This window comes from Pseudomonas sp. JQ36, from assembly GCF_053851495.1.
In genome coordinates this window covers 4,535,857-4,552,504 of the sequence record NZ_CM132642.1, presented here as the reverse complement: position 1 = coordinate 4,552,504, position 16,648 = coordinate 4,535,857, and the positions used below count along the sequence as shown (strand labels likewise).

General features: G+C 61.4%; 16 protein-coding genes. 8 read left to right on the top strand and 8 right to left on the bottom strand.

What is annotated here, in order from left to right:
• Positions 1–148 precede the first annotated feature (148 nt).
• The gene (locus tag ACS4NR_RS20560; RefSeq protein WP_456018203.1) at positions 149–1,306 is read left to right on the top strand and encodes an AlgP family protein; all 1,158 of its coding nucleotides are present in this window, start codon (positions 149–151) and stop codon (positions 1,304–1,306) included.
• Here the strand turns inward: ACS4NR_RS20560 and ACS4NR_RS20555 are convergent.
• Positions 1,303–1,767, bottom strand: coding sequence for a TIGR02444 family protein (locus ACS4NR_RS20555; RefSeq protein WP_456018202.1), 465 nt, complete (start codon positions 1,765–1,767; stop codon positions 1,303–1,305). The two genes, ACS4NR_RS20560 and ACS4NR_RS20555, sit on opposite strands and share 4 nt — an antisense overlap.
• A 50-nt stretch (positions 1,768–1,817) precedes the next feature.
• Here ACS4NR_RS20555 and ACS4NR_RS20550 point away from each other — a divergent pair, with 50 nt between their 5' ends.
• From ACS4NR_RS20550 to ACS4NR_RS20540, 3 genes are all read left to right on the top strand, one after another.
• Positions 1,818–3,728 (top strand): ATP-binding cassette domain-containing protein, encoded by a 1,911-nt coding sequence (locus ACS4NR_RS20550; RefSeq protein ID WP_003229372.1) that lies wholly within the window; start codon positions 1,818–1,820, stop codon positions 3,726–3,728.
• Positions 3,728–4,309 carry a mechanosensitive ion channel family protein gene (locus ACS4NR_RS20545; RefSeq protein WP_115985857.1) on the top strand — a complete coding sequence of 194 codons (582 nt, stop codon included), beginning with the start codon at positions 3,728–3,730 and terminating at the stop codon, positions 4,307–4,309. Before ACS4NR_RS20550 ends, ACS4NR_RS20545 begins: the two co-directional genes overlap by 1 nt.
• A gap of 203 nt (positions 4,310–4,512) precedes the next feature.
• Positions 4,513–5,145, top strand: coding sequence for a LysE family transporter (locus ACS4NR_RS20540; RefSeq protein WP_027610461.1), 633 nt, complete (start codon positions 4,513–4,515; stop codon positions 5,143–5,145).
• A gap of 189 nt (positions 5,146–5,334) precedes the next feature.
• Here ACS4NR_RS20540 and ACS4NR_RS20535 read toward each other — a convergent pair whose 3' ends face one another.
• From ACS4NR_RS20535 to ACS4NR_RS20515, 5 genes are all read right to left on the bottom strand, one after another.
• The gene (locus tag ACS4NR_RS20535) at positions 5,335–6,078 is read right to left on the bottom strand and encodes a penicillin-binding protein activator LpoB (RefSeq protein WP_166495247.1); all 744 of its coding nucleotides are present in this window, start codon (positions 6,076–6,078) and stop codon (positions 5,335–5,337) included.
• A gap of 3 nt (positions 6,079–6,081) precedes the next feature.
• Positions 6,082–6,669 carry a penicillin-binding protein activator LpoB gene (gene lpoB / locus ACS4NR_RS20530; protein ID WP_003229365.1) on the bottom strand — a complete coding sequence of 196 codons (588 nt, stop codon included), beginning with the start codon at positions 6,667–6,669 and terminating at the stop codon, positions 6,082–6,084.
• 36 nt (positions 6,670–6,705) lie between these two features.
• Positions 6,706–7,080 carry a YcfL family protein gene (locus ACS4NR_RS20525; RefSeq protein ID WP_095137648.1) on the bottom strand — a complete coding sequence of 125 codons (375 nt, stop codon included), beginning with the start codon at positions 7,078–7,080 and terminating at the stop codon, positions 6,706–6,708.
• A gap of 15 nt (positions 7,081–7,095) precedes the next feature.
• Complete coding sequence (locus ACS4NR_RS20520; RefSeq protein ID WP_204894052.1) at positions 7,096–8,490, bottom strand: COG3014 family protein; 1,395 nt, start codon at positions 8,488–8,490, stop codon at positions 7,096–7,098.
• Positions 8,491–8,729: 239 nt separating this feature from the next.
• Positions 8,730–10,109 carry a COG3014 family protein gene (locus ACS4NR_RS20515; protein WP_456018201.1) on the bottom strand — a complete coding sequence of 460 codons (1,380 nt, stop codon included), beginning with the start codon at positions 10,107–10,109 and terminating at the stop codon, positions 8,730–8,732.
• Positions 10,110–10,237: 128 nt separating this feature from the next.
• Here ACS4NR_RS20515 and ACS4NR_RS20510 point away from each other — a divergent pair, with 128 nt between their 5' ends.
• The 3 genes from ACS4NR_RS20510 (at position 10,238) to ACS4NR_RS20500 (ending at position 13,681) form a co-directional block, all read left to right on the top strand.
• Complete coding sequence (locus ACS4NR_RS20510; RefSeq protein ID WP_456018200.1) at positions 10,238–11,137, top strand: LysR substrate-binding domain-containing protein; 900 nt, start codon at positions 10,238–10,240, stop codon at positions 11,135–11,137.
• Positions 11,138–11,221: 84 nt separating this feature from the next.
• The gene (locus ACS4NR_RS20505; protein WP_456018199.1) at positions 11,222–13,117 is read left to right on the top strand and encodes an FTR1 family protein; all 1,896 of its coding nucleotides are present in this window, start codon (positions 11,222–11,224) and stop codon (positions 13,115–13,117) included.
• 108 nt (positions 13,118–13,225) lie between these two features.
• Positions 13,226–13,681, top strand: a complete 456-nt coding sequence (locus ACS4NR_RS20500) for a YaiI/YqxD family protein (protein ID WP_443531880.1) — start codon at positions 13,226–13,228, stop codon at positions 13,679–13,681.
• A 130-nt stretch (positions 13,682–13,811) separates the two neighbouring features.
• On the opposite strand, the gene elbB is transcribed toward ACS4NR_RS20500, so the two are convergent.
• Positions 13,812–14,480, bottom strand: a complete 669-nt coding sequence (gene elbB, locus ACS4NR_RS20495) for an isoprenoid biosynthesis glyoxalase ElbB (RefSeq protein WP_095137642.1) — start codon at positions 14,478–14,480, stop codon at positions 13,812–13,814.
• 279 nt (positions 14,481–14,759) lie between these two features.
• Complete coding sequence (locus ACS4NR_RS20490; RefSeq protein WP_027610469.1) at positions 14,760–15,410, bottom strand: DedA family protein; 651 nt, start codon at positions 15,408–15,410, stop codon at positions 14,760–14,762.
• A gap of 207 nt (positions 15,411–15,617) precedes the next feature.
• On the opposite strand from ACS4NR_RS20490, the gene hemB reads away from it, so the two are divergent.
• A complete protein-coding gene (gene hemB, locus ACS4NR_RS20485; RefSeq protein WP_204894056.1) occupies positions 15,618–16,631 on the top strand; it encodes a porphobilinogen synthase in 1,014 nt (337 codons plus the stop codon).
• Positions 16,632–16,648: the final 17 nt, after the last annotated feature.

Genomic DNA, 16,648 nt, shown 5'->3' with positions numbered 1-16,648 from the left:
CGTCTGCAACGGTGAACTGCTTTTGTCTTTGCGCAGAACATTTTCGCTTCGTTGCAACGCAACGGTTTCGTTACTGTCAAGATGACCTAGCGGCGGTAACTGCAGAGGTCTAGTATGAGCCGCACTCACGTCAGCCAGGAGGTAAACCATGTCGGCCACCAAGAAGCCTGTAAACACTCCGTTGCACTTACTCCAACAACTCTCGGGCAGCTTGCTCGAGCATTTGGAAAACGCTTGCTCCCAAGCCTTGGCTGATGCTGAAAAACTGCTCGCCAAACTGGAAAAGCAACGCGGCAAGGCGCAAGAAAAACTGCACAAATCCCGCACCAAATTGCAGGACGCCGCTGCTGCCGGTAAAGCCAAGGCACAGAACAAGGCCAAGGCTGCCGTCAAAGAACTTGAAGACCTGCTCGATGCGCTGAAGGATCGTCAGTCCGACACTCGCGGCTACATTCTGCAACTCAAGCGCGATGCCCAGGAAAGCCTGAAACTGGCCCAGGGTGTTGGCCGTGTGCAAGAGGCTGCTGGCAAGGCGCTGTCCTCCCGCGCTGCCAAACCTGCCGCAGCTCCAGCGAAAAAAACGGCAGCCAAACCAACTGCGGCAAAAGCCCCGGCGAAAACCGCAGCAGCCAAACCAGCGGCAAAACCAGCAGCCAAGGCACCGGCTAAAACAGCCGCCAAACCTGCTGCAAAAACCGCAGTGAAAAAACCGGCTGCGGCGAGCGCTGCGAAACCGGCCGCACGTACTGCCGCTGCCAAACCTGCAGCGACAAAACCGGCTGCCAAGCCAGCGGCCAAACCTGCTGCGCGCAAAGTCGCTCCGGCAAAAACCGCCGCAGCAAAACCTGCTGCCAAGGTAGCGGTAAAACCGGCTGCCAAACCGGCTGCGAAAACTGCTGCGGCAAAACCGGCAGTCAAGACTGCGGCCAAACCGGTCGCGGCAAAACCTGCTGCCAAGGTTGCTGCCAAGGTTGCTGCCAAACCAGCGGCCAAGCCTGCCGCTAAAACCGCTGCCAAACCAGCTAGCAAACCTGCAGCAGCAAAACCTGCAGCTGCTGCGGCCAAGCCTGCTGCCAAACCAGTAGCCGCCAAGCCAGCCGCTAAACCAACTGCCAAGCCGGCCGCGAAAAAACCGGACGCTGCCAAACCCGCTGCCGCTAAACCTGCGACTGCACCGGCTGCCAAGCCGGCCGCTCCAGCGCCGGCCGCCGCACCTGCTCCAGCCGCTTCCACCTCGACCACTACGACGGCGCCAACGCCAGCCGCTGCGTCGAGCGTCAGCAGCAACCCGACCAGCGCTTCCTAAGCGCCGGTTGCCGCGACGCGCAGCACATGCAGCGCGTCGCGGTTCGGGCTGGCGGTCGATCCCGCCAGACTCTCCAGCCATTGCCCCGACGCTGAGGCGTCATCGCGCGGCCAGTCCTGCGCAACCTGTTCCAGTTGCCACAGCAGGTGCCGTTCGGCTTCCAGCTCCAGCGCTTTCATTTGTTCTCGCAGACCCTTGAGTACCGGATCTTCCTCGGACAGGGTTTTCCATTGAGTGCGCAATGCACGCAGTGGCTGCACCACCTCCGCATCCCAAGGCCTCACCAGCGTTTTCAACTGCTTCAGGCGTTGTTCGTCGAAGGCCACGCCACGTTGTTCCAACCACAGACCGCACAGCAGCAGGCAGACATTGGCCCCCGCCGCTTGCAGTTGCAGGCAGGCAGGTTCCACGCCCGGTCGGGCGTAGGTGGCAAGGGAAAAGCTCCACAGGTCAGAGGACATCGTGCTACTCGCGCCAGTTGTGAGCGAAGCTGGTAGACTCCGCCGCCATTATGATCCGACTTCAGAACCTGACTTTACAGCGTGGTCCGCAACGTCTTCTAGAAGACGCCGAGCTGACCCTGCACGCCGGCCACAAAGCCGGCCTCATCGGTGCCAACGGCGCCGGCAAATCCAGCCTGTTCGCCTTGCTGCGCGGCGAGTTGCACCCGGACTCGGGCGATTGCCTGCTGCCGGCCGACTGGCGAATCGCGCACATGCGCCAGGAGGTCGACACCCTCGAGCGCCTGGCGGTCGACTATGTGCTCGATGGCGACCTGCGTCTGCGCGAGGTGCAACGTGACCTCGCGGCGGCCGAAGCGGCCCACGATGGCACGGCTCTGGCCCGTCTGCACGCCGAACTCGACAGCGCCGACGGCTATACCGCCGACGCTCGCGCCCGCAAACTGTTGGCAGGCCTCGGGTTCACCAACGAGCAGATGGATCGTCAGGTAGGAGATTTCTCCGGTGGCTGGCGGATGCGTCTGAACCTGGCGCAGGCCTTGATGTGTCCGTCGGACCTGTTGTTGCTCGACGAACCGACCAACCACCTGGATCTCGACGCGATCATCTGGCTCGAAGAGTGGCTGAAAAGTTACCCGGGCACCTTGCTGCTGATTTCCCACGACCGCGACTTCCTCGATGAAGTGGTTGACCACGTGGCCCACGTCGATCAACGCAAACTGACCCTCTACCGGGGCGGCTATACCGCGTTCGAACGTGCCCGTGCCGAACGTCTGGCCCAGCAGCAACAGGCCTACGAGAAGCAGCAGGCGCAACGTGCGCACATGGAAAGCTACATCGCCCGCTTCAAGGCCCAGGCCACCAAGGCCCGTCAGGCGCAGAGCCGGATCAAGGCCCTGGAACGCATGGAAGAGCTGTCGGCGGCGCATGTCGATTCGCCATTCGACTTCGTGTTCCGCGAGTCGACCAAGATCTCCAGTCCACTGATCGACCTGTCCGATGCGCGCCTGGGTTACGGCGACAAAACCATCCTGGAGAAGGTCAAGCTGCAACTGACCCCGGGTGCGCGGATCGGTCTGCTCGGGCCGAACGGTGCCGGTAAATCGACCCTGATCAAGAACCTCGCCGGTGAGCTCGAACCGCTGGCCGGGCGTCTGACCCGAGGCGAGAACACCGTGGTCGGCTACTTTGCCCAGCATCAGCTCGACTCGCTGGATGCCAAGGCCAGCCCGTTGCTGCACTTGCAGCGTCTGGCGCCGACCGAACGCGAGCAGACCCTGCGCGACTTCCTCGGTGGTTTCGACTTCCGTGGTGCACGCATCGACGAGCCGGTGCTGAATTTCTCCGGTGGCGAGAAAGCGCGTCTGGCGCTGGCATTGATCGCCTGGGAACGACCGAACCTGTTGCTGCTCGACGAACCGACCAACCACCTCGACCTGGAAATGCGCCTGGCGCTGACCATGGCGCTGCAGGAATTCAGCGGCGCGGTATTGGTGGTGTCTCACGATCGGCACTTGCTCAAGAGCACCACCGACAACTTCTACCTGGTCGCTGACGGCAAGGTCGAAGAGTTCGATGGCGACCTCGAAGACTACGCGCGCTGGCTGGTGGAATACCGTCAGCGTAACGCCCCGGTCAGCAACACCCCGGTCAACCCGGACAAGACCGACAAGAAGGCCCAGCGCCAGGCCGCCGCCGCGTTGCGTCAGCAGCTGGCGCCGCACAAGCGTGAAGCCGACAAGCTCGAAGCCGAGTTGGGCAAACTCCACGAAAAACTCGCCAAGGTCGACGCCAGCCTCGGTGACAGCGACATCTACGAGCCGGCGCGCAAGAACGAGTTGCGTGATCTGCTGGCCGAGCAGGCCAAATTGAAAGTGCGCGAAGCCGAACTGGAAGAAGCCTGGATGGAAGCGCTCGAGACGCTGGAAAGCATGCAGGCGGAGCTGGAGGCGTTGTCTTGATGGAGGCTTTCAAGCTGCCATTGCCGGCGGTGTGGGTCGAGCCGCTCTGGCTCGGTGCGCAGATTCTGCTGATCCTGTTGGCCGGTTACTTCGCCCAGCGCGTCGTCGCCCGATTCCTCACTCGTCTGGGTGAGCGTTATCCGTTTCCGCCGCAGTTGCTGATGCCGCTGCGAGGTGTCCTGCGCTGGCTGATCATGGGTAGCGCGGTGATTTTTGTGCTGGAGCGCCTCGGCGTATCGGCCACGGTGCTGTGGACGGCACTGTCGGGTTTCGTCGCGGTGGCGGCGGTGGCGTTCTTCGCGATGTGGAGTGTGCTGTCGAACCTGCTCTGCGCGATTCTGATCTTCACCGTCGGCCCGTTCCGCCTGGGCGATGTGGTCGAGCTGGTGGATACCACCGACAAGCCCGGCGTCAAAGGCCGGGTGGTGGCGATCAATCTGCTCTACACCACGTTGATCGAGGCTGAAGAGCTCGGGACGGGCAGCGCCATGGTGCAAGTGCCGAACAGCCTGTTCTTCCAGCGTTCGGTGCGGCGCTGGCGTGGCAGCGATGTGTTTCCTTCCAGCGGTTTCGAGAAGTAGTCCGCGGGCGTCTGATCTGACGCCTTCGCGAGCAAGCCCGCTCCCACACTGGATCTGTGATCGACACAAATCCAATGTGGGAGCGGGCTTGCTCGCGAAGAGGCCCTCAACCGCGCCACAACCATCCAGCAAAAAACGGTAGTCATTCGCCCCAAACAGCATTAGCTTTGACGTCTTGTCACGAGCATGAGTCGAGGTGTGCGATGGAGCTTCAAACATGGCTGGCATTCTTTGCCGCCTGCTGGGTGATCAGTCTGTCCCCGGGTGCTGGCGCCATTGCGTCGATGTCCAGCGGCCTGCAATACGGTTTCTGGCGCGGTTACTGGAACGCCCTCGGCCTGCAGATCGGCCTGGCGGTGCAGATCGCGATTGTCGGCGCCGGTGTCGGCGCGATCCTGACCGCCTCGGCCACCGCGTTCCATGCGATCAAATGGTTCGGTGTGGCGTATCTGGTCTATCTGGCGATCAAGCAATGGCGTGCGTTGCCCATGGACATGAGCGATGACGCGGCGGTACGGCCGATCGGCAAACCGCTGGCGCTGGTGTTTCGTGGCTTCCTGGTCAACATCAGCAACCCCAAGGCACTGGTGTTCATGCTGGCGGTACTGCCGCAGTTCATCAATCCCCACGCACCGTTGCTGATTCAGTATGTGGTGATCGGTGCGACCATGATCTGCGTGGATCTGATTGTCATGGCCGGCTACACCGGACTGGCGTCGAAGGTGCTGCGCCTGTTGCGTACACCGCAGCAGCAGAAACGCATGAACCGCACGTTTGCCGGGCTGTTCATCGGTGCGGCGGCGTTCATGGCGACGTTGCGTAAAGCGGCGGTGTAAAACCTGCCGGCACAAAAAAGGCGACCTGATGAGGTCGCCTTTTTTTATCCGCCAAGACTTTGGAGTGCCGCTCAATTGTGGCGAGGGAGCTTGCTCCCGCTTGAGTGCGCAGCGCTCACAAGCTTTTGGGTCTGCTTCGCAGCCCAGCGGGAGCAAGCTCCCTCGCCACAGAACGCGTTCAGCCAAGAGTCAGCGCAAGATCACCGGCGCAGTATCACGCGGCAAGTTGTTGCGCTGCGGCGCTTCGCGCGGCTGCTCGTACCCGCCGCCACCGAGCTGCTGGCTCAGCTGCCCGGCAACGTCCTCACCCAAAGCCTTGGACACTTCACGCACCACCCGCGGGCGATTCAGCGAGATCTTGATGTCGCGGCCATTCACCAGTTTGGTGTCCTGCGCTTCGCCCATCGCCGTGAAGGCCGAGGTGATCTCGTAGGTCTTGGTGTTGATCAGGCTGAAATCCGCCACCAGCGTCAGGCCCAGCACCGCCGAATAGCTGTCGGTGTGCGCCAGCTCGTTCATGTCCTGGGTGAAGTCGATGTCCGACACGGTGCCGAACAGCACGTAGTCGGCGCCCTTGAAGCTGCCGGCCTTGATCCGCTTGATCACGTCGTAGACGTCACCCTTGGACGACGCGGTGTACGGCGTGCCCTGCACCAGCTGGAACATCCCGGTGCGCAGGATCTCGCCCTTGATGTCGCCGGTGAATTTACGCAGTTCACCCTGTTCGATGTAGCTGGTGGTCGCTTCCAGCTCGTTGTAGCTCGAGGAACCACTGGAGCTGTAGTAACCCTCGCGGTAATTGTTCTGCGCCGAAACGATGTGGATGTACTGCTCCACACGCTCCTGATACGCCAGATCCGTAACCGCGACTTTCGGGGCTGCTTGCACGCTGAACGCGCAAGCCAGGGCCATCATGCCAATCCATGCGCGCATTGCTCAACGCTCCGTGGTTTTGCGGATCTCTTTTTCGTCCATCCACTCGGCCAGACCGCTTTCGACGTCGATCAGTTGCAGGCTGAATTTGTAGAAGACGTCCTTGTAGTCGCTGCTGCGCTTGACGATCGAGCTGATCGAGCCTTCCAGACGGTATTTGGCGGCGATCATGTTGCCAGTCTTGGCCACGGTGCTCTTCTTGTACAGGCCGCTCTGGTTTTGCAGCTTGAGCTGATCGACCTGGCTCTGCATAGCGGTGTTGTCGCTGGCGAAGCGGGCGGTGCCGGACTTCATCAGCTGAGTCTTGATGCTGGTGGTGATTTCGCGGGTATCGATGTACTCGCTGGTCTTGTTCTTCACGTCGTAGACCTGCACCACCGGGCGGCCCTGCAGAATGCCGGACTGGGCCAGCGAGCGGGTCATCGATTCGGCGATCATTTGCAGGTCGGTCGAGCCGAATTCGTTGGTCACGGTTTCAACCGCTTTGGTGTCGCCGTAGCTGATGTTCTTGCTGCCCAGGGTCGGCGAGGTGTTGGCGCAACCGGAAGCCAGCAGGGCGAGGACAGCGATCAGGGAAAAGCGTGCAAACATGGGAATGCTCTCTAAAACAGGAATAGGGGGGCGGGCTTAAGGCGTCTTGATTTCCAGACGGAAATCCACGGCTTTCGGGGTCGGGGCGATGCCCTGGATGAAGCTGGTCTGCGCGCCGTACATCATCTGGCTTTTCCAGACTTCTTCTTCCGCGACCGGGAAGCCTTCAGGGCCGAGCCAGGCGAAGCGGTAGTAGAAAATCTTGTTGCTGTTGAGGGTGTTGCTCAACTGCACGTTGACCGTCATGAAGCCGTTTTCGCGAGCGACGCGCATGGCGCCGACGACGATGTGCTTTTGCGGGCCCATGGCCACGACCTTGCTCGCGGCGCTGCCCGGCTCAGGAGGTGGCGGGGTGGCGCAGCCGCTGGCCAGCACGGCGAGGGCGGCGATGGCGATGAGTTTGAAGCGCATGCAAAGACTCCGTTCTTAAGGTTGTTTGAGGCTGGCGACGTTGGTCGCAGCAGCGCTCGGGATCACGTGGGCGGCGAGACCGCCAGCGAACACCTGATTGCCTACGGCGCGCAGGCTGATCACCTGATAACGCTGATCGACGGTGACCTTGACCAGCGAACCGCCGACGGCGCTCGGCAGACTGACTTGGTGCTCGCCTTTCTTCAAGCGCAGACGCACCACTTGGGTGTTGTCCGGCAGGGTGCGCCACGTACGGGTATCGGCACCTTCCAGCACAGCTGAAGAAATACCCACGGCCAGTCCGGCCAGCGGATTGGTTTCGTTGATCTGCTTCTGCGCCACGCCTTTGGTGATCGCGCGTACGGTGGTGCGCAGGATGATCCCCGGCATGTCATCGCGCAGAGCGCGGCGGGACATGGCAGTAGTGCTGTTGAGGGCGGTCAGGTTGACTTGCTGGCCATCGACGCCAATCTGCGCGAACGGCGCGGTGGAGGTGTCAGGCTTGATGATCGGGAACGACAGCGGAGTGATCACCACGTTGTTGGAGATCGGCAATGGCAGCGGCACGCGGATCGAGTCACGCGAGGGTGCCAGACCGCTTTGCACCACGATCAGAATATCGCTGTCGTCGGACTTGCTCGGCTTGTCGAGGTTGACCAGCGCCTGTTCCAGCAGCGGGGTATTCGGGCGCAGTTCGGCCGCCTTGCGGTAGCCCGGTGCAGCCAGGTCTTTCTCGCCCAGGGCTTCGTAGACGAAACCGGCCAGGTAATGGCTGAACGCACTCTGGTAGCTATTTTTCAGGCTGACCACTTCCGGCGCGTCGAGGCTGGCGACCGGGTAGCCTTGCAGATCCTTGTACTGAGTCTTGATGCCTTCTTTCTCGGCTTCTTCCTCACTCTTGAGGTATTCCTTGTCGCGCAGGTCGGCGATCACCGCTTCACGTTCGTGAGTTTTCTTGATCGCGGTGCGGGCGCCGTCGAAGTCATTGACCGCCAGCAGGTTGAGGGCCATCTGCGTGGTCAGCATGACTTTTTCGTAGTCGTAGCCTTCGTAGCGACGCACCTTGTCGTTGACCAGGAAGCTGCCGAACTGAGCCAGGTATTTACCGGTGTCGAGCTTGACCGAATCTTCCCACTGGCCAACCACTTGGTCGGCGCTGGTCCAGGCGTTCTGGCTGCCGGACAGGTCGCCCTTGGCGCGCAGCAACTCACCTTTCTCGAAGTAATAGAGCAGGTCTTTGTCGGGGCCGGTGTTGTTCTTTTCCAGCAGGGTCAGCGCGGCGTCGACGTTGCCGGTGGCCAGTTGCTGGTTGGTCTGGGCCAGTTCCGAGTCGTAGTTGCGAAACGCCGAACAGCCGGACAGCAAAGTGACAGCGCTGAGCGCGATCAAGGTGGGAGTGCGCAATGCCATGGGGTACTTCTTCCCTGAGCTAGTAACTGCATCAGCCGCCGATGCTGGTCGGGCTGGTGTGACCCATCGACAGTGGCGCTGGCCTCCTGCCAATTCCTCATAACCAGAGGAGCTTTTATGCCGCATCGCGATAGCGCGGGCGCGGCATTATAAGCGGGCGATGCTGGCCATGTAATAGCTTTTTAATCGCACTTGTTAGTTTGGTGCCATTACTCTCTGCTTTATCGGAAACCCTTTGTTCATGGCGTTTCGGGCAGGACCAGTGCCGATCCCACGTAATAGTTCTGGCCCATGAATACCCTCAGGTTGAACACTTGATGGCTGCGGTCGACGCGTACCGTGAACCCGTCTTCTGCACGAAAATACGGAAAGCGCACCCGGTGCAGGCCTTTTTTCAGGCGCAGACGGGCGACCAGGGTTTTGTCCGGCAGCGTGCGCCAGGTTCGGGTGTCAGCCTCTTCAAAAGGATCAGGATCGGTCACTACCAACGACGCCTTGGACGGATCGCGTTCGTTCTTTTGCGCCTGGCTGATGGCGGCCATGTTGGCGCGGAACATGGCGCGAGAGATGATCGCCGGCATGTCATCGCGCAAGGTGCGGATGGCCATGTCAGAGACGCTGTTGATCATGATCAATGGGTGCTGTTTACCGTCGACGAGGACCTGGGTCACGGCAGGGGTGAGGGTGTCGGGCACCATCACCGGAAACGAGATCGGGGCAACAATCGTCAGGTTTTCGTTCAGCCGCACCGGGATCGGTACTTGTACCGAACTGCGTGCCGGGGCGAAACCGGCCTGGACCACGATCAGGATCTCGCTTTCATCGGCTGCCGGGCCGGGTTTGTCCAGGTTGCGCAAAGCGTTTTCGAGCAGCGGCAAGCCCGGGCGCAACTCGATCGCCTGTCGATACCCCGGCGCTGCGAGCGCGCGTTCGCCCAGCGCTTCATAAGTGAAGCCGGCCAGATAATGGCTGAACGCACTCTGATAGCCGTTCTTCAGCTCAAGCACTTGCGGGGCATCAAGGATGGCCACCGGATAGCCTTCCAGATCCTTGTAATGCAGGGTGATGCCCTGATGCCTGGCCTGTTCTTGCGCGTCTTCGTATTGCTGCTCCCGCTGGCGGGCGATCAGGGTTTCGCGCTCGTGGGTTTTCTTGATGTCGGCGCGGGCCCCGTCGAAATCGTTTTCCGCCAGTTGGTTGAGGGCCATCTCGGTGGTCAGCATGACTTTTTCGTAGTCGTAGCCCTCGTAACGCTGCAGCTTGTCGTTGACCAGCATGGTGCCCATTTCATTGCCGAAACGGGTCAGCAACTTCATGCCCGCGGAGGGCACGGCTTCTTCGCGCTGAAAAATCATCCGGTCGGCACTGCGCCAGGCTTCCTGGCTTTTTGGCAGGTTGGTGCCGGCGCTGAGGATCGCGCCGCGCTCCATGAAATACAGCAGATCCTTGTTTTCCCAAGGATTGTGCAGCTCCATCAGATAGAGCGCTTCGTTGAGATTGCCTTGCGCCATCTGATCGATGGTCTGCTGCATTTCCTGATCGTAATTGCGGTAAGCGGCGCACCCGCTCAGTTGCATGATGAGGCTAAGCAGCAGGCAGAACGGCAGACAATGGCGCATGGAAACGGGTTCTTCCTTGAACGGCAAAAGCACGGAGGTGACGCATTATAGGGGCGCTTTGCTGCTGCCGGGTGGGCAAGGATTGCGCTAGGCTTGCGCGCTCAGCGCTCAACAGATCCGGGGCTTTAATGAATCAACTGCAAGCCATGCGCGCGTTTCGCTGCATCGTCGAATGTCGCGGGTTCAGCGCCGCCGCCGATCGCCTCGACACCACTCACTCAACGATCTCCCGCCAGTTGCAGCAACTGGAAAGCGAACTGGGCACGCGGCTGATCAACCGCAACACCCGGGGTTTCAACCTGACCACGGCGGGGCAGCAGTATTACGCGGCGTGCGTGGACATCCTCGAACGCCTCGATCAAGCCGCGCTGGCGGTGGGGCAGGCCCATGAAAGCCCCAGCGGTGTGCTGCGCATCAGCGCGCCAATGGTGATTGGTACGCTGGAACTGGCGAGCTGGCTGCCGGCGTTTCAGCAGCGCTATCCCGAGATTGAGGTGGACCTGTCCTGCGATGACCGTTTTGTCGATCTGATCGCCGAGGGTTTCGATGTGGCCCTGCGCATCTGTGGGCCGTTGGCCGACTCATCCATGGTGGCGCGGTTGCTGACTGTCTCGGATATGTTGCTGGTGGCTTCGCCTGTGTATGTGGCGCGCAATGGTCTGGTGCGACAGGTGCGTGAACTCGCCGAGCATCAGTTGCTGGCATTTGCCGGTGGCAGCGACTGGGCACTGACCGATGCACGCGGGGCAACTACGTCGGTGCGGGCTCATGGGCGGTTCAAGGCCGATGCGATCAGTTCGCTGCACGCCGCCGCGCTGGCCGGAGTCGGCATCGCCGCGTTCACTCGGGCCACGGTGCAGGACGATCTGCTCAGTGGCCGACTGGTACAGATCCTGCCCAATTGCAGCCTCGGCCAGCGCCACTATTACGCGCTGTATCCGCATGCCCGGCATGTGGCGCTCAACGTCCGGGTCTTTGTCGAATTCATGCTCGAACACTACTGCCAGGCATCGGCGCCCCTGCGCTAAACCGGTTCTACGTCGACAAAGCTTGAGTGAAAGGCGTTCGAAGTGAACAATGTGTAACTTCGCATTTCCATTTGAGACTCATTCATGACTGCCGCGTCCCGATTCCTGGCCTGGCTGGTGTTCCCTCTGTTCGCCCTGAGCAGTTTCAACCTGCTGGCCGACACCGTGGAAGGCGCGCCGCAGGCGCTGCACCTGCTTGATTACATCAGCGCCGACTATCCGCCGACGGTCGCGGCGGGCAAGGTCGTCGATGACGGCGAGTACCGTGAGCAACTGGAATTCACCCAAGTGCTGCAAGGGCTGATCGCAGCTCTGCCGGCCAAACCGGAGAAGGCTGCGCTGGAGCAGGGCGTCGCAGCGCTGCACGCCGCCATCACCGCGAAACAGGACGGCGCTGAAGTCGCGCGTCAGGCCCGGCAACTGGGGGCGAAACTGGCGGTGGCGTATGAAGTCAGCCAGGCGCCGATCATCACTCCCGATCCGGCCCGGGGCGCGCCGCTGTACGCGCAGAACTGCTCGGTATGCCACGGTGAAACCGGCGCCGGTGACGGCCCGGCAGGCCTCGGCATGACGCCGCCACCGGCCAACCTGCGCGATGCCGCACGCATCGACCATCTGAGTCTGTACGCGATCTACAGCACCCTCGGCCAAGGCGTCGAAGGCACCGACATGCCGGCCTTCGCCGATCAACTCGACGACCGTCAGCGTTGGGATCTGGCGACCTACATCGCCGGTTTCAGTGCCGACCCGGCCGCAGCCAAGGCCGACAAGACCTTCAACATCGCAGATCTGGCGCGCCAGACGCCGGCGGAAGTGCAGGCCGCCGAAGGCCCGCAGGTCGCCGCAAGCTTCCGTGCCCAGCGCGCGCAACCGCCGCAAGTCAAACGTGGCCCGGCGCAGTTGCTCGATTACACCGCCACCACGCTGGACAAGAGCTTGGCCGCGTACCGTGCCGGTGATCACGATCAGGCTTACGACCTGTCGGTGGCGGCGTATCTGGAAGGTTTCGAACTGGTCGAAAGCTCGCTGGATAACGTCGACGCCAACGTGCGCAAGGACACCGAAAAATCGCTGATGGCCTACCGTCAGTCGTTGCAGGACGGCTTGCCTGTGGCGCAGGCCGAACAGCGTCTGGACGTAGCCAAGGGCAAGTTGAAAGAATCTGCCGAACTGCTCGGCAGCGATGGCCTGAGCTGGTCGCTGAGCTTTATCTCCGGCCTGCTGATTCTGCTGCGTGAAGGCCTCGAAGCGATTCTGGTGCTGGCGGCGATCCTCGCGTTTCTGCGCAACACCGGCCAGCAGTCGGCGGTGCGCAGCGTCAACATCGGTTGGGGCCTGGCGTTGCTCGCCGGCCTCGGCACCTGGGCGCTGGCGGCGTATGTGATCGACGTCAGCGGCTCGCAGCGTGAACTGCTTGAGGGCGCGACGGCGCTGTTCGCCAGCGTCATGGTGCTGTGGCTCGGCGTGTGGATGCACGACCGGCGCCACGCGGCGGCCTGGCAGGATTACATCAAGCAGAGTCTGGTGGGCGGCGGCGGACGTTTCGGCTTTGCGATCCTCGCGTTTTTCTCGGTGTACCGCGAGCTGTTCGAAGTGATCCTGTTCTACGAAACCCTGTGGCTGCAGGCGGGCCCCGCCGGGCATGACGCAGTGCTGGCCGGCGGAGCGACGGCGCTGGTGCTGCTGATCGGTCTGGCCTGGGTGATCCTGCGCGGCTCTGCGAAACTGCCGCTGACGCTGTTCTTCAGCATCAACGCCGGTCTGCTCTGTGCGTTGTCGGTGGTGTTCGCCGGGCATGGCGTGAAAGCGTTGCAGGAAGCCGGGATCTTCGGCACACGGCCGGTGGCGTTCTTTGACTTCGACTGGCTGGGGATCCATGCCGATGCCTATTCGCTGACGGCGCAGGCGGTGGCGATTCTGGCGATTGTTGTGCTGTACGGGCGTAGCCGGATGGCCGAGAAGAAGCGGGTCACTGCTTAACTGCATTCGCTGCGCTCACATTCGCGGGCAAGCCACGCTCCCACAGGTTTAGCGTTAACCTTGTGGGAGCGTGGCTTGCCCGCGATGCTTTTAGAAGAGGAAAAAATGATGCGTGTATGGATCGATGCCGACGCCTGCCCCCGGGCCGCCAAGGAACTGGTGGTGAAGTTTGCCCTCAAGCGCCAGTTCGAAGTGGTGCTGGTGGCCGGGCAGCCACAGACCAAGCCAGGGCTGGCCATCGTCAAACTGATTGTGGTGCCCAGCGGCCCGGATGCGGCGGACGATTATCTGGTCGAGCACGCGGTGCCCGGTGAGCTGGTGATCTGCAGCGATATTCCGCTGGCCGATCGTCTGGTGAAGAAGGGGGTGGCAGCGCTGGACCCGCGCGGCAAGGAGTTCGATGCGCAGAACATGGGCGAGCGTCTGGCGGTGCGCAACCTGTTCACCGACCTGCGTGAACAGGGCCAGATCAGCGGCGGCCCGGCGCCGTTCGGCGAGCGGGAGAAGCAGGCGTTTGCCAATGCGCTGGACCGGATCCTGACGCGCCTGACCCGCAAACCCTGAAATAATCACCATTCCCTTGTGGGAGCGGGCTTGCTCGCGAAGGCGTCGAATCAGACAACATTGATTTGAATGACACACCGCTTTCGCGAGCAAGCCCGCTCCCACATCTCGCTCCGCATGCGGTCAGAGATCAAACATCGTTTTCGTGGGTCAGTTCGAGAACGCGATCCACCAGTTTGTTGATCCCCGAAGCCGCTTCACTGATGTTCTGCGCCAGCATGTAAGCCGGAGTCGTTACCAGTTTGCGTGCCTTGTCTTCGATGATGTCGGTCACCGCGCAGTCTTCGTGGGTGGCGCCCATCTTGTTCATCGCGGTGGCGGTGTCGGCATCGTTGCCAATGGTGCAGGTCACGCCCGGGCCGTAGATCTTCGCCGCCAGCGCCGGAGAGATGCACATCAGGCCCACCGGTTTGCCCGCTTCGGCGAACGCTTCCGCCAAGGCCAGCACTTCAGGCTGCACCGTGCAGCCGGCGCCTTCAACGGCGAAGTTCGAGAGGTTTTTCGCGGCACCGAAACCGCCGGGCACGATCAGCGCGTCGAAGTCTTCGACGTCGGCCTCGCGGATGTCCTTGATGTTGCCGCGGGCAATGCGCGCCGACTCCACCAGTACGTTGCGCGTCTCGGGCATTTCTTCACCGGTCAGGTGATTGATCACATGCAATTGCGCGACGTTCGGGGCGAAGCACTGCACTTGCGCGCCGCGTTGATCCAGGCGCAGCAGGGTGATGACGCTCTCGTGGATCTCGGCGCCGTCGTACACGCCACTGCCGGACAGGATCACTGCAACTTTTTTGCTCATGGGTTTCTCTCCAGATTCATGGCGCTAAATGTCCACTAATTTATCGCGCGTTGCCATAGGCCCAAGTGGTGGCTGCACCTGCATGGAGCGCTTTCTACATGGATCGCAACAACGGCGGGGTGTTCATTATTTGCGGTTGCCTGCCGCGTAACGAGCGGGAGATTTTTGGCGTGAGAACGCCGCTGGCGAACGGGAGTCCGCTGGCGCAGAGGGGATAAATGACTAAAAGAGCCGGCCAGCCCGGGCTTTGCGCAGGGCTGTACGCCAGGCGCCAGCGAGTTATTCGGCTGGCGTCTTCGGTTCGGCAGGTTTGGCCACTTCGGCTTGATTCAGCAATGCAGCTTTTGCTGCTTGCTCGTCGGCGTAAACCTGTTTGGCCAGCCGCGCATTCTTGAAGCGGCGGCGCAGCCACAGACCCACGCCAAGAATCAGCAGCGCGCCGAGCACCCACAGCTCGTACTTCTTGATGCTGCCGAGCATGCCTTCGAGCACCGCACCGAAGTGGTAGGCGGCGGCCGCCAGGGCGGTGGCCCAGATTGCCGCGCCGATGCCGTTCAGCAGCAGGTAACGTCCCGGCGGGTAACCCGACAGGCCGATCGCCACCGGCATCACCGTGCGCAGGCCATAAACGAAGCGGAAACTCAGGACCCAGATGTCCGGATGTTTGCGGATATGTTCCAGCGCGCGGTCGCCCATCATCTGCCAGCGCGGTTTGCGCGCGAGCAATTTGCGCCCGTGCTTGCGCCCCAGGAAGTACCACAGCTGATCGCCGGCATAGCTGCCGAAGAACGCCACGACCACCACCAGGTTGATGTCCATGTATCCACGGAACGCGAGGAAGCCTGCGAGCACCAGGATGGTTTCGCCTTCGAAGAACGTGCCGAGGAACAAGGCAAAGTAGCCAAAGTCATGCAGAAATTGTTGGAGCATTGTCTGGGTGCTGGCGAAATGAACGCGCAGCCTAACCCTTCGGACACATTCATGAAAGTGTCCAAATGTGTCTCGACGTGAACAATTCCTACGCTAACAATGGAATGCGGCTACATGTCACGGGGTACGCACAACTGTAATCTGTTGGTCATAATGGCCGTCTATAACTGTCACGCTCGCCCGTTTGCGCGGGCTCAGGAGTCCGCCGTGAGCTTTACCCCTGCCAATCGTCTGTTCCCTGCCACTCGCCTGCGTCGCAACCGTCGTGATGATTTTTCGCGTCGGCTGGTGCGGGAAAACGTGCTGACGGTCGATGACCTGATCTTGCCGGTGTTCGTGCTCGATGGTGTAAACCGTCGCGAAGCCGTGGCCTCGATGCCCGGTGTCGAGCGCCTGACCATCGACCTGCTGCTTGAAGAAGCGGCGAAATGGGTCGAACTGGGAATCCCGGCGCTGGCGCTGTTCCCGGTCACGCCTGTCGAACTGAAATCCCTCGATGCTGCCGAAGCCTGGAACCCTGAAGGCATTGCCCAGCGCGCCACTCGCGCGTTGCGTGAGCGTTTTCCGGAACTGGGTGTGATCACTGACGTCGCCCTCGATCCGTTCACCACCCACGGGCAGGACGGCATTCTCGACGAAGAAGGCTACGTGCAGAACGACATCACTGTCGACGCACTGGTCAAACAGGCTTTGTCCCACGCCGAAGCCGGCGCTCAGGTCGTGGCGCCGTCGGACATGATGGACGGCCGCATCCAGGCGATCCGCGAAGCACTGGAGATTGCCGGTCACGTCAACGTGCGGATCATGGCCTACTCGGCCAAGTACGCCAGCGCCTATTACGGGCCGTTCCGCGATGCCGTGGGTTCGGCGGCGAATCTGGGCAAGGCCAACAAGGCCTCGTATCAGATGGACCCGGCCAACAGCGACGAAGCGCTGCACGAAGTCGGCGCGGACTTGTCTGAAGGCGCGGACATGGTCATGGTCAAACCCGGCATGCCGTACCTGGACATTCTTTTGCGGGTAAAAGATGCCTTCAAAGTGCCGACCTTCGTCTATCAGGTTAGCGGCGAATACGCCATGCACATGGCGGCGATCCAGAATGGCTGGTTGAGCGAGGCGGTAATTCTTGAATCACTGACCGCCTTTAAACGTGCCGGCGCTGATGGCATCCTGACTTACTTTGCTGTCCGTGCCGCTCAATTGTTACGAGAGCAGAAATAGCCCTCCCAGGAACATTC

Coding starts and splice junctions, on each gene's coding strand:
- ACS4NR_RS20490 (WP_027610469.1), bottom strand. CDS start 15,410: ATGCTCCAACAATTTCTGCATGACTTTGGCTACTTTGCCTTGTTCCTC.
- elbB (WP_095137642.1), bottom strand. CDS start 14,480: ATGAGCAAAAAAGTTGCAGTGATCCTGTCCGGCAGTGGCGTGTACGAC.
- ACS4NR_RS20525 (WP_095137648.1), bottom strand. CDS start 7,080: ATGCGCTTCAAACTCATCGCCATCGCCGCCCTCGCCGTGCTGGCCAGC.
- lpoB (WP_003229365.1), bottom strand. CDS start 6,669: ATGTTTGCACGCTTTTCCCTGATCGCTGTCCTCGCCCTGCTGGCTTCC.
- ACS4NR_RS20505 (WP_456018199.1), top strand. CDS start 11,222: ATGACTGCCGCGTCCCGATTCCTGGCCTGGCTGGTGTTCCCTCTGTTC.
- ACS4NR_RS20555 (WP_456018202.1), bottom strand. CDS start 1,767: ATGTCCTCTGACCTGTGGAGCTTTTCCCTTGCCACCTACGCCCGACCG.
- ACS4NR_RS20550 (WP_003229372.1), top strand. CDS start 1,818: ATGATCCGACTTCAGAACCTGACTTTACAGCGTGGTCCGCAACGTCTT.
- ACS4NR_RS20545 (WP_115985857.1), top strand. CDS start 3,728: ATGGAGGCTTTCAAGCTGCCATTGCCGGCGGTGTGGGTCGAGCCGCTC.
- ACS4NR_RS20500 (WP_443531880.1), top strand. CDS start 13,226: ATGCGTGTATGGATCGATGCCGACGCCTGCCCCCGGGCCGCCAAGGAA.
- ACS4NR_RS20560 (WP_456018203.1), top strand. CDS start 149: ATGTCGGCCACCAAGAAGCCTGTAAACACTCCGTTGCACTTACTCCAA.
- ACS4NR_RS20535 (WP_166495247.1), bottom strand. CDS start 6,078: ATGCGCGCATGGATTGGCATGATGGCCCTGGCTTGCGCGTTCAGCGTG.
- ACS4NR_RS20520 (WP_204894052.1), bottom strand. CDS start 8,490: ATGGCATTGCGCACTCCCACCTTGATCGCGCTCAGCGCTGTCACTTTG.
- ACS4NR_RS20540 (WP_027610461.1), top strand. CDS start 4,513: ATGGAGCTTCAAACATGGCTGGCATTCTTTGCCGCCTGCTGGGTGATC.
- ACS4NR_RS20515 (WP_456018201.1), bottom strand. CDS start 10,109: ATGCGCCATTGTCTGCCGTTCTGCCTGCTGCTTAGCCTCATCATGCAA.
- ACS4NR_RS20510 (WP_456018200.1), top strand. CDS start 10,238: ATGAATCAACTGCAAGCCATGCGCGCGTTTCGCTGCATCGTCGAATGT.